This window comes from Bacteroides sp. GM023 (assembly GCF_014750685.1).
Lineage (GTDB): Bacteria > Bacteroidota > Bacteroidia > Bacteroidales > Bacteroidaceae > Bacteroides.
This window is the reverse complement of record NZ_JAAXGE010000004.1, coordinates 99,914-113,405: the sequence shown is the minus strand read 5'-3', so window position 1 is coordinate 113,405 and position 13,492 is coordinate 99,914. Positions and strand designations below refer to the sequence as shown.

General features: G+C 43.2%; 6 protein-coding genes. 1 reads left to right on the top strand and 5 read right to left on the bottom strand.

Annotation, left to right across the window (positions count from 1 at the left end; all coding sequences use genetic code 11):
• Window positions 1-228 precede the first annotated feature (228 nt).
• Window positions 229-2,265 (top strand): LruC domain-containing protein, encoded by a 2,037-nt coding sequence (locus HC965_RS10600; protein ID WP_191031474.1) that lies wholly within the window; start codon window positions 229-231, stop codon window positions 2,263-2,265.
• A 138-nt stretch (window positions 2,266-2,403) separates the two neighbouring features.
• On the opposite strand, the gene HC965_RS10595 is transcribed toward HC965_RS10600, so the two are convergent.
• The 5 genes from HC965_RS10595 to HC965_RS10570 all read right to left on the bottom strand — a co-directional run bounded on the left by HC965_RS10595 (window position 2,404) and on the right by HC965_RS10570 (window position 13,485).
• Window positions 2,404-3,576 carry a low temperature requirement protein A gene (locus HC965_RS10595; protein WP_191031473.1) on the bottom strand — a complete coding sequence of 391 codons (1,173 nt, stop codon included), beginning with the start codon at window positions 3,574-3,576 and terminating at the stop codon, window positions 2,404-2,406.
• A 67-nt stretch (window positions 3,577-3,643) separates the two neighbouring features.
• Window positions 3,644-5,461 (bottom strand): arginine--tRNA ligase, encoded by a 1,818-nt coding sequence (argS, locus tag HC965_RS10590; RefSeq protein WP_191031472.1) that lies wholly within the window; start codon window positions 5,459-5,461, stop codon window positions 3,644-3,646.
• Between the two features lie 48 nt (window positions 5,462-5,509).
• Window positions 5,510-9,817 carry a two-component regulator propeller domain-containing protein gene (locus tag HC965_RS10585; protein WP_370539974.1) on the bottom strand — a complete coding sequence of 1,436 codons (4,308 nt, stop codon included), beginning with the start codon at window positions 9,815-9,817 and terminating at the stop codon, window positions 5,510-5,512.
• A gap of 216 nt (window positions 9,818-10,033) precedes the next feature.
• Complete coding sequence (locus HC965_RS26660) at window positions 10,034-11,743, bottom strand: sialate O-acetylesterase (RefSeq protein ID WP_223854818.1); 1,710 nt, start codon at window positions 11,741-11,743, stop codon at window positions 10,034-10,036.
• Window positions 11,744-11,754: 11 nt separating this feature from the next.
• Window positions 11,755-13,485 carry a RagB/SusD family nutrient uptake outer membrane protein gene (locus tag HC965_RS10570; RefSeq protein WP_191031470.1) on the bottom strand — a complete coding sequence of 577 codons (1,731 nt, stop codon included), beginning with the start codon at window positions 13,483-13,485 and terminating at the stop codon, window positions 11,755-11,757.
• Window positions 13,486-13,492 lie beyond the last annotated feature (7 nt).

Below are 13,492 nucleotides of genomic sequence, written 5' to 3'. Positions count from 1 at the left end.
CTAATACAACGTTTAGCCATACATTTGTCCGCTAATTTATAGTTCTCACATACAGATGAGACCAAACTTTAGACAAACAATCTATTAACCAGTTAAAAACAAACGAACGTTCTCTATGACAAGTGATTTAAACCCCTCAAATTCACTCCGTTTTTAGTTTTCATTTCAACAATTATATATCAACGAAGAACAAACAATAGTTTATTATTTTAAAAATTAAAGTTTCATATGACTAACAAGGTACTAATTTCAGTGTGTATAGCTGTGTTTGCTATTATTTTCCAGAGTTGCAGTGACAGGGATTATTATGACCCGACGAAACTTCCGGGTTATGTGGCTCCAAATCCATCCGGACTTGATTACTCTACCTCACATAATGTACGATTAGATCTGAATTATGATGTAGCAAATGGGGTTATATCAACCGTCGATTTTTATACGGAATATCCTTTGACTAAAACAGGTAGCCTGCGAACTGACATAACGCCAATCGCAAGAGGAATCAATGTTGCCGGCAGCACAGAACTAAGCCGGAGAATTCCTTCATACGTTGACAAACTGTATGCTTACTCACCTAATTTATTCGTACCCTTAGTGTCATCCGCAAAAATAACCAATGGCATCGCTTCTTTTCAACCGGAGGCAATTTCCGTAGAGCCTGCTAACACGACTCGTGCCGGCAATGCGGGTGATTTATGGAAGAGGGCTAGCATTTATGAACTGAAGAAAAGAGAGGATTTCTATGCGGCAACAAGTGGTGGCAATTTTAAATATGATATAATAACGCCTGATTACCAGTCGAATATCCCGGCAGAGGTTATGACTCATATCGGAAACACCTTTGGTGAATATGAGAGAATACCAGTCACAAGTGAGTTCGTCCGGGACGCTACCTTCACAGTTGTAAAAGGTAGTAAGAACAACGAAAGTGCTAAAATTTATTTATCAATACTGTCCACAGGATGTGACCAGAGAAACTCGCTATCTTATTTTGTTTATACAGGTGATAAAGAATTTAGCGAATTAACAAAGGAAGAAACTGCTAAACTTGAAGTAATAACCTTACTCCAGTTGGCTAACTCAAATAACAACTATTTCAGCCACATGAAAATAGGTCTTACTCCCGGAAATTACATACAGTTATTATATAAGGATGAAAACGGACAATTCGTTGAAGACTTTCCCGTAGGAGCCAAAATTGGCTGGAGATTAAACGCCAATGGCTTTGATGAAACAAACTTTACCGTTAAAGAATCTGAAGTAAGATTCTCTGTTTCTGTTTGGAACGACAATAAGTGGGGTGGTTCGGACTATCAAGGAGGAACTGACAGCAATTACACGATACAATTTCAGACTGCCGACAACAAAGGAAATATCTATAAATGTTTTGGCTTTGAAGATAAAAGATATAATAGCGATGAAGATTATAACGACTTGGTATTCCACGTATATAGCGACCCGGCTGATGGTCTCAGCGAGCTGCCCGAGGTGAAACCGGAAGATGTAACTATCACCGAATCATATAAAGGTATTCTTGCCTTTGAAGACAACTGGCCTAAAAAAGGAGATTATGACTTGAACGATGTGGTAGTTAAATATCAGTCGGATGTGACTTATATTGCCAAGGCAGGCAATACAGATGATGCTACAGCACAAAAAGTTGTTGATACTTTTTCATTTGTACACACAGGTGCTACCTATAGGAACGCTTTTTCATATAAGGTGAACATATCACCGGCTTCAATCAGTAGTATCACTATTTTTGATGAGAATAAGAATAGCCAAAAAGATTATACTACCCAGATTATTACTGACGGAGATGGTTTCATTATTGATTTGTGCCCGAATGTCAAAGGTGTCATTGAAGCGATGACTGACGGCGAAGTAAAAGTTCCGCAGGTTTACACAGTAACGATGGAATTCAAAGACGGGGCAGTCAAACAAAACTATTTCGCAAAAAACTGTGCACCTTATAATCCATTTATTGCTCCTATTGAGAAGCCCGGCGTAGAAGTACATTTGCCAATGTATCTCCCGACTAAGAGAGCTGAGAAATCTTACTTCGGCACTGAAGATGACCGTTCAGATGGTGGAACGATGTGGTATGTAAGTGGAGAAAACATAAAATTCCCTTTTGCGATCCATCTGTCAGACGCAACGAGTTTCAGGATTCCGAAGGAAGAATATGATATATCAACAACTTATCCCAATTATCTAAAATGGGTTGAAAGCGGTATGACCAGTTATAAAGATTGGTACAAATAAGCTGTCAATAAAAAGAATTATAAAAAAAAGAAGGAGCTGTCTAACAAGACAGGGTTAAAATGATTTCCCCACGTTACAAGTGTTTGTAACGTGGGGAAATTTGTAATCTACAGACTCGTTAGACAACCTCTTCTTTTTTTAATTCACCTTTAATCCCTTATTAGGATACAGCATATCAAATACTATCACAAAGACAAAAACAGATGTAACCAAGATATTCATCATCAACAAAGAAACATGATAGGGCCAGGGAAGCAACAAAGCCAAGGCTACTACTGCAATGATATGAGACAGGGGAATCATACGGCACGTGATATATTTATAAACACTGTTTGCCAAAATATAAATAATTGGCCCAATAATCAACACAAAGACAACTTCCGCGCCCATTTCTTGTTCAGGATGAGCAACAATCAGTTCATCTCCCACCGCACAGATAATCAATGCACCTACCAATACGATATGAATAGCGTTGTAGATTAATCCCAGTTTTCCGGGATCTTTCACCTCCTGTATCTTCCGGCTACCGGCTTCGCTGCTCACGTCGAAGTAAACCCACCACATCGCCAGGCTGCCTATGAAAGAGATAACAGCAGAAGTGATTACCAAAGGCGTCCATTCTTCAATCTCACTCAAAGAAGCACCCGTCATTAATAGAGTTTCTCCAAAGGCGATGATTACAAACAACTGGCAACGCTCTACCAGATGATGCCCTTCAATCGTCCATTCCTTGCTACTATCAGAGCGTCCCAAGCGAGGCAGGGCAAAGCCATGCATCGGGGCTGTATAATCGCAGATGGCAGCTATAATCCATAGGATGATTTGCCAGTCACCCTGAAGAACAGCACCTGTAATCCAAAAGATGGCAGAGATGCAAAACCATCCCATTATTCGTTTGAAATTGGCGGAAAGATGATGATCGCCCAATACTAAAATGACGTAAAGTGTCCGCCCCGCCTGTATCAGTACGTAGCAGATAGCAAAGATAAGTCCCCGATAAGTAAAAGCATAGGGAATGGCAGCCGCCATCACCAACCCCACCAACATACTGATAAAAAGAAGAATACGTATCGGCCGAGTATCCGGATTGAACCAGTTAGTCACCCAAATAGTATGTTGCCACAGCATCCAGACGGCAAACCACAGAATGGTTTCTTTCAACAATCCTGTCCAAGTGAGGTTATGCAGCAAGTAATGTGAAAGTTGCGTGACCGAAAAGACATAAATCAGGTCAAACAGCAGTTCGGAGTAAGAGACAGCGGCGGTTTCCGTTTCTCTCTTCCGAAGTAAAGGATGGGGGGAATAAAACATACGGGATTCCTTTTATATATATCTATAAAAGAAACCCCGTAGAAGTGTATTTTGTTCAGAGAATGTCTTACATTCTGGAAGGTACTTCGATACCCAACAAGCCCATTCCCAGACGAACGACTTTCGCTACATTGGCGGACAGAGCGATACGGAAGATTTTCACCGCTTCGTTCTCTTCACGCAGAATACTATAGTCATGGTAGAACTGGTTGTATTCTTTCACCAGGTCATAGGTATAGTTGGCAATGATAGACGGGCTGTAATCTTCACCTGCCTGTTTTACAACAGCGGCAAAGTCGGCAACCATCTGAATCAATCCTTCTTCCTTTTCACTCAGTTCAATGCCGACAGGAATCTGCTCAGGTATCACGATGCCTGATTCGGCAGCTTTCCTAAGCACAGACTGGATACGTGCATAGGTATATTGAATGAACGGGCCTGTATTACCGTTGAAGTCGATAGATTCTTTCGGGTTGAACGTCATATTCTTACGGGCATCGACTTTCAGAATGAAATACTTCAATGCACCCATTCCTACGATACGGGCAATATCATCCGCTTCTTCCTGTGTCAAACCGTCCAGTTTGCCAAGTTCCTGTGACGTTTCTTTAGCAGTGGCAACCATTTCTTCCATCAGGTCGTCAGCGTCTACTACCGTACCTTCACGGGATTTCATCTTACCTTCCGGCAGTTCTACCATTCCGTAAGAGAAATGCACCAATCCTTTACCCCACTCGAAGCCGAGCTTGTCAAGTAGAATGGAAAGTACCTGGAAGTGATAGTTTTGTTCGTTACCTACTACATAAATCATTTTATTAATCGGATAGTCGGCAAAACGAAGTTTTGCCGTACCGATATCCTGCGTCATGTAAACAGATGTACCGTCACCACGAAGAAGAAGTTTATGATCCAGTCCTTCGGCAGTCAGGTCAGCCCATACGGAACCGTCTTCTTTCTTGTAGAAGAAACCTTTTTCAAGTCCTTCCATTACCTTTTCTTTTCCTTCGAGGTAGGTATTGGATTCATAATATATCTTGTCGAAGCTGACACCCATCTTCTTGTAGGTTTCGTCGAATCCGGCATATACCCAGTTGTTCATCATTTCCCACAATCCGCGTACTTCCGGGTCGCCGGCTTCCCACTTCACCAACATTTCGCGGGCTTCCTGCATCAACGGAGATTCGGCTTCAGCCTTTGCTTTCGCTTCATCGTCACTCATTCCCTGCGCGGTAAATTTAGCCATCAGTTCCTTTACTTCCGCTTTATAATGCTTATCGAAAGATACATAATAATCACCTACCAGGTGGTCGCCTTTCTTGCCCGAATTCTCAGGAGTTTCACCGTTTCCGTATTTCTTCCATGCCAGCATGGATTTACAGATATGGATACCACGGTCGTTTACGATATTGGTCTTTACCACTTTATTGCCGTTCGCAGCAACAATATTTGCCAACGCGTTACCTAAAAGGTTATTACGCACGTGTCCCAGATGAAGCGGTTTGTTTGTATTCGGAGAAGAATACTCAATCATCACCAACGGAGAAGTTTCAGTAGCCTGCACCAAGCCGTATTGTTCATCCGCCTGAATCTCATTCAGCAACTCAATCCATGTAGCCGATGCAATAGTCAGGTTCAGGAAACCTTTTATCACATTAAAAGCGGCGACAGCCGGCTCGTTTGCTTTCAGATATTCACCGATTTCCTGTGCTGTTTGCTCCGGGCCTTTTCTTGACATTTTCAGGAAAGGGAATACCACCAACGTCAAATGTCCTTCAAATTCTTTCTTCGTTTTTTGCAACTGCACCATCTTTTCAGGGACTTCCTGACCGTAAAGTGCTTTGAGTCCGTTAAGGACGGACGCTACTAGTTTATCTTCTATCTTCATATTTACAATTATTTTCTGCGCACAAAGATACAGGATAATTTATAAAGGTTACTCTTCTGAAGAAGAATTATTCTTCGCACCACGCTGATATATAGAAGGTGAGACGCCAAATTGCATCTTAAAACGCCTGCTAAAATAGAACGGATCGTCAATACCTACACGGTAAGAAACTTCGGAGACTGTCAGATTTTCATCAGAGAGTAACAGTTCCGCCGCTTTTTTCATACGGATGATGCGCAGGTATTCATTGGGGGCATATCCGGTCACACCACGTATTTTCTTGTAAAATGCGGTACGTCCCATCTTCATTATCGAAGCAAATTCATCAATCGTAAGGTCAGGACGGGCAAGATGTTTCTCCAAAACGACAGTCAGACGGTCGGCAAACTCTTTATCCCTGTCCGTGGAGCATACCACCGGACGCATGATGCCCGGTTCATTCAGATATTTCTCACGGAGCTTGTCACGCTGCTCTATCAACTGGAACACACGCGCCAACAACAGTTTGATGCTGAACGGCTTGGGAATATAAGCATCTGCTCCCGATTCTATGCCTTCCAGGTATTTATCCGGCGAGTTCAGTGCAGTCAACAGGATAATAGGGATATGGCTCGTATCAAAGTCCGATTTCAGTTTCTTCGTCACTTCAAATCCGGTCATTCCCGGCATCAAGACATCACAGATAATAAGGTCGGCATCGTAGGAACGTGCTTTCTCAAAGCCTGAAGTTCCGTCCGCCGCTACTTCCACTTCGAAATAAGCGCTGATTTCTTCTTTCAGGAACTGGCGGATATCATTGTCATCTTCGATAATCAATATCTTCCGCTTATTCAACGGATTATCCACCTTTTCGTATTCCGGCAGTTCATCCTGTTCGTCTCCAAGAAAATCGGTAGGTTCTGCCAAGTGCCCGGCATGAATATCAGCATCTTTCAGCAATGCGTTATTGGGAACCAGGAAGTCTTTTTCATTATAAGCGGATTTATCGGTCGGGAGAGACACAGTAAATACAGAACCGCTACCCTCATTTTCCGCATACTTGATGGCACCTTTATGAACCTGTACCAACTCATGCGTCAGATGTAGCCCCACCCCGATACTATCTCCCGAGAAATTACTCTGCATGAAACGCTTGAATAATTCCGCCTGTTTCTCTTTCGGTATTCCCACTCCCGAATCTGAAACCTGTATTTGTAACTGCTGTTTCGCCTCATCTACCGTTACTGATAATACAATACGTCCGTTGGAAGGAGTATATTTAAAAGCATTCGATAACAGATTGTAGGTCACCTTATCCAAATTCCCTTTATCAATAAACATCTTATAGGAAGGAACGGAAGGATTAAACTGGAAATCCATCTTCTTCTGTTCGGCTATGTCGCCGAAGCTGAGGAATATTTCATAGAGGAATGAGATTACATCCGTTTCCTCTAGCGACAACGCCAGTTTGTTATTCTGCATTTTGCGAAATTCCAACAACTGGTTAATCAGCCTCAACATACGTTGCGTGCTCTTATCCATCGTTTTCAGAGGATGAACCAGTTCTTTGGGAATATCACCGACACGCTGTATCCGTTCCAGTGCACCCTGAATCAACGTAAGCGGAGTACGGAACTCATGAGAGATGTTGGTAAAGAAGACCAGTTTGTATTCGGTCAATTGCTTTTCCACGCTGATACGATTGCGCAAACGGTTGAAATTGCGAACTACACGATATGTAAAATAAAGAGCTACCATAGCCAACAAAGCATAGCAAAGGAAAGCCCATCCCGTTTTCCAGAAAGGCGGCTTGATAACGATAGTCAAAGTCGTCTCTTTATCATTCCAAATGCCTGCTTCATTGCAGGATTTCACATGCAGGACATAAGTACCGGGATTCAGGTATTTGTATGAGGCAAAATTAAGTGAGGAAGGAGCACTCCATTCCTTATCATAGTTTTCAAGCCAATACATATACTTCGCCTGTCCGCTATCGGAATAATCAAAGGTGGAGAAATCTATTAGGAAGGAATTCTGAAAATATTTCAGTTCCATTTCGCTGGAGTAAGCCAACGAATAAGTCAGCGGAGAGTCCGTTCCGCCGGGAATCACCTGGATACCATTGACATACAAATCAGTAAATACTACCGGAGAGAAAGATTCATTGCTTTTTATCTGCTTGGGGTCAATGACGGTCAATCCGTAGTTCGTACCGAACAACAGTTTTCCGTCCACTCCGACATAGGCACAGTTTTCACTGTAGACATTGCTCAATGTATAAGAAGAAAAGAAGTAATTGTCGAACGAGCGAATGTCAGGGTCAAATTTGGAAATCCCGTATTCGGTCGCAATCCACAGTTTGCCATCCCTGTCTTCCAAAATGGATTGCACAACATTGTTGACCAGTCCTTCATTGACTCCGTAATGTTCATACTTCAGGACATTATAATTATCTTCCGGCTGACAGAGATTAAGTCCCATTCCCGAAGTACCTGTCCAAATCCGTCCTTTGCTATCCTGAAAGATACATTTTATCTCATTGCTGCAAAACTTGCCGTTCGTATGGCTGAACCAATGATAATTTTCAGGGTCGGCTATTAAAGAATCGGGATGGAAAATACAGATTCCCTCACTGGTTCCCATCCAAATCATTCCATTCCTGTCTTCCTGGAACACACGAACCATCTGCACGCCATACCTTCCCTGGAAGAAATGCTGAAACTTATATTTGCCATCGGGAGTAGGTTCGGCCAAATCGAGCCCACCGCCAAATGTTCCAATCCACATACGGTCTTTGGCGTCACGGCAAATAGCAAAGATATTATTATTGGATAACGTGGTAAGGTCCAGTTTGTCATGCCTGTACCAGTCATTCCCTATTTTCAGCCCTTCGCCGCGAGTACCCATCCACAGTTTCCCATCGGCATCTTTCTCGACGGCATAGATATTCGACTGATAATAGGTCTTGTTCATCTTCTGATTGAAATGCGTATCATACGTGAACAGTCCCCCTTTGCGGGTGGTGATACCAATGTCTCCATTCGGCATCTCCCCTATTGTACGTATGGCATTGGAGCGGTCGAACAATTCCGGATTTTCCGGGTAAATGCGGGAAGTACCCTCGTTCAGAACCGAAATGCGGGCTACTCCCGAGTATTCCGAACTTACCCAAATACCACCTGCCCTGTCTTCCATGACAAATAAAAGAAAATCGGAATTGATATAGCTGTTTTCCGTAATGCCGGCGGCAAAATGTTCCAGCTTGTCTTCTGCGGTATTGTAAGCAAACAGACCGTTTCCATAAGTCGAAATCCAGATAATTCCCCGTGAATCATGGACGATATGATAACGTTCAAAGTCAATATGGTCGAGCATCCCTTCAGGAATCAGTTGAAAGGATTTGGTTTCGCCCGTGGCGGCAAGCATATAATGCACACGTCCGGTATGATTATAAATCCAGTAATCCCCGTGGTTGTCACGAATGACTTCACCTTTCTTTATATTCAGACGTGAGTCGGGAGTCAGCGTATAGGTTACGAGGTCATAATTATAAACTCCTGTGGTAGTTAGTATTACCCATTTATCTTTTATGCGAAAGTCATCAGTAGGAGATGTTTTTCCTGCAACAGAAGAGACAGCCGCCTGTTTTACCAATTCCTGCGCTTCTTCCTGATAAGAATAAATATCCCCGTTCTCCGTGAGGAAATAGACTGTATTTCCATTAGCCAGCAAAGAAACAAAATGCAGAGAACGGTTTACTATCTTTACTTCGCCATTTATCACTAATGCCAGTCCGCGTTTGGTTCCTATCCAAATACGTCCGCTCTCATCCTCACGCACAAAGTTCACCCGGTTATCCGGCAAATTGCCGGCTTCCGTTTTGAATACGGTAGAGGTCAGAGTGCCATTTTCCTGATGCACTACCCGCCGGGAACCATTGTCCGGATGCCAAAGCCAGACATCACCGCAAGAAGCTAAAAAGAGTTTTGAGTAATTCCTATCCTGTTCCTCCGGTTCCATATAGTTTACGAAACAGGCTTTCTGCAAGTCATAACAGCTATACAGCCGGACAGTAGTCCCCATCCAAAGGAAACCATGCTTGTCTTCAGTGATATTAAAAATCCGGTTATCCGCCAGTGACGGTTTTCCATCATTTCCCGGCTGAAAAGTCAGGAACGAGTTACCGTCATAACGGCTTAATCCGTTCAATGTTCCCAGCCACAAAAAGCCTTTACTATCCTGATACATGTACCGGACAGTGTTACTGGGCAGTCCATCACTTGTTTTCATCTGATGGGAACGCAATTCGATACCGGCATGCGTATCAAGAGCGGCGACTATGAACAAAATAAAAGCGAACAGGAATCTTTGCTTTATCATAGATTTCAAGATTAATAATAAATGTCTAACAAAAATAGCGAAGAATTTTGGAATAATAAAATTAGTCCGAACCGGAAATAAAACGAATCTACGCTTTATCCAGTCCAGACTTCACACAATTATCAAACAACCTAAAAACCTCTATATTTACCTATTCCGGCATATTCAAGCCATACCGGCATGTTCAAGTCGGGCATATTCTTTACAATTCCTTTATAAGGTTCTCAACCAACTTTCCAAATCTTTCATCATTTCAGCACGTTGCGCAAATGGTCTTTTATTATATCCCCACCCATGCTTTCCATTGGCATAGATATGTATTTCCGAAGGAATTTTCTGTGCTTTCAGTGCCTTGTGATAACTCTCTGAATGAACAGGCTTCACACTTTGGTCATCACCGGACAGCGCAAGAAAAGCACGGGGCGTTTTTTTATTTACCTGCCATTCATTGCTATATTTCTTCACTAGCTTTGCATCAGGATTCTCTCCCAACAGATGCTTTCTTGAACCTTGATGAGCATACTGCCCATCCATTGTAATCACTGGATAAAAAAGAATCTGAAAGGCCGGACGTAATTTAGCGGGGGCATGAGTAGCAACGGTAGAAGCCAAATGACCGCCAGCCGATGACCCCATTATTCCGATACTGTCCGGAAGAATATTCCACTCCTTCGCATGTTCTCTTATGCAGCGCATTGCCTCATAAGCATCCGAAACGGGAACTTCGGGATTACCATTCGGCATCCGGTATTTCAGTACCACTGCCGCTATATTCCGTTTATTGAAATATAAAGCCCAGTCATATCCTTCATCTTTCATAGCCAAATGGTCATATCCGCCTCCGGGACAAATCAGGATAGCTTTAACCGGCTTCTCTGAAGCAGGAAGAAATACCCTAAGAGACGGTTTATAATTATGCTTCTTATCATCGTATCCTTCCGCTTCCATCCCATTCGAATTAGGCAACCCCTTTTCCCACAAATCAACATCAAACGGTGGCTGTGCAGAGGTTTTGTTCATGGAAGAGGCCTGTATCATTGTCTCATACATCTGTTTACCCAAATATTCGGCAGATGTCTTATCAAAATGAAGGCGGTCTTTCAGCAAAGCAGCTTTCGACATATCTATCAGATAAGCGTTCTTATCTTCTGAAGCCAGCCTCTTCATTGCCGTCTCCACTTCTGCATTATAACGCTTGTTCGATTTGGCTACAGAACCGAAGATGAAAGGCAGTTCCGAATAATCCTCTCCAGTTTTACGGGTGAGGTGATTACGTACATAGCCTACTACATTTTTCAGATTTTCATAATAATCCGGGCCATATGCCGAATCGCTCTCGCCTTGATGCCAAAGAAAAGCGTCAATATGATAGCCTTCCGGCAAATGTGACAGCGTTTTTGTGATGCTATTACTTATTTGTTGAGCGAATGAGAGAAGTAACGATTTTCCCTTTTTCGCTGTAGGAGTATTTTGTGCCAACCATTCCAGGTCAGCAGACCAGTGTCCGCCACGGGAGTCCGTATTCTCCGGTGTTATTGATGTGCCGCCTACCGCCCATTTTATTACATAAAAGTCTTTTTGATAGAACTGTTCCAACAGATAATAAGTGACGGCATCATACCCCCAACGATTGCGACGGGGCCAAAAGGGAATAAACTTTCCATCCACACGATTCTGTGATATTTTGCAATATTTATAAGCTCCTTTGGCGAAGCCTGTGCTGTCTGTCCCCATACTCTTGATATATTCCGGCAAGTCTGCAACAGGCACTCGTCCGTCGGTGTTCGACTGTCCGGCTACAATAATGACATGAGCCGGTTCCTGCGCACCTGCCACCGCACACAAAAAGCCCAGTACCAACAGGCAAAGGCAACGCCTCGCCACTTTACACACATACAAGTCCTTTAAAACAGTTCTCATCATTCTTCCCTTTTTTACTTGGATACATTCAGATACCATTTATCTTCCGACGAGAAATCCGGCATTGCCAATCCCGAACGTTCGTATTTCTTGCCGATTACCTTTTTCAGATATTCACTACCGGAACCCGCCTTTTCTTTATTCATGCGTCTTGCCACACGGACAAGGTCTCCCCAGCGATGACCTTCAAACGCACATTCCAACGCAGCTTCTTCAATCAGCATCTTTTCCATACATTGTACCTTCGTCTCGTCTTGTTGCGGTTCTATCGGTTTCGCTTTCAATGATACACGTCCCCGTATTCCGTTAAATTCACGCCAGGGAGCACGATGATAGGGTGCATCCATCGAGCGCGCATCGAAATAGAAGGGTGCGGGATAAGGTTCACCGGGGCCGTAGCCTGTCTGCCTGTTCTGGTCGCCATACTCGTCTCCCCAGGTATATGTATTCTTGAAACCCTCATTCAGGATGGAATAGGCCAAATCCGTATATCCACAACGATTGGCTGCTTCGGCGTAACGCAACAGAACCAATGCGGCACGGTTCAAGAACCAACGTCCGCGCTTCATATAAGGTTTTGCCGGGTCATAGTCATACAGATATTTCTGTACTACGCACTGACCATCCACCCATTTGAAGGAAGAATCGTCCCCGCGCCCGTCAAACGGTGCTCCATTGGTTTGTGTCTGTGAAGCCCACAGGCTTTCAACTGCATAATCCGAGGGCTTCAATTGGTATTTTCCTTTTCCCTGATTGGCAAACAATTCAATCATCGGATAGTAAGGCTCGAACTTTTCATCATAGCTGACCGTCCAAATCAATTCACTCCATAAGGCGGATTTGTCTGCCTGAAAGGAAAACATATTCAACCATGTATTCTTATAGCTGTTTATATCTCCTTCCATATAACGTTCGTAAAAGACCTGATAATAGGTATCTCCTCCGGTGGAGTAAGTTCCGCAACGATATCTCACGCTATTGGACGTTGCCGATTTATCTTCATCGGTTGCCAGGAATTTACGATACTGCACAGCCGCTTCCCTATAATTATTGTTCCACAGATATAAATCTCCCAACAGGATGCGCTTATTAATGAAGAAACGCTTCAATTCATACGTGTCAAGCTTATATTGTACCAGCGCACTGTTCTTGTAATCATCCAATGTAGGAAGATTCTCCATACATTCTATCAACAGCGGTAACAGTTCATCCAGTCCTATTTTAGCCTGATGTTCGAGTTTCTGCGCATCCTCTACCGATACGGTAGGAGTAGTCACATACACGAGTTTACCGAAATACATACCCACTTGCAGATACGTCCAGCAACGGATAGCGGCAACATCCGAATAACGTTCCGCATATTCATCCTTCGTCATCCGGTGGTTGGCCAGCATCTCGTCGAATCCGGCAAGCATATCATTACAGTTCTGAATGACAGCATAGTAATTCGTCAGGTCGGCATATTTGTTGTTGGCGGAAGGAGTATTGGCACTGATTTCCTGCAATTCAATGGACGCGTTATTCGTGACATCCATCAGGTCGGCACGCAATTCTCCCAGCACAACGGTCTGTTCCGCCAGGTTCATAAACAATCCATACAGTCCCAGAATGGCATTATCCGCATCAGGGATTGTATTATAGTGGTTCTTATATTCAACGACAGATTCAAGTTCCGTATCCACACAAGCAGTGAACGTACTTATCAGCACTCCACAAAGCATGATTATATTTCTGATTGATTTCATAGTCCTG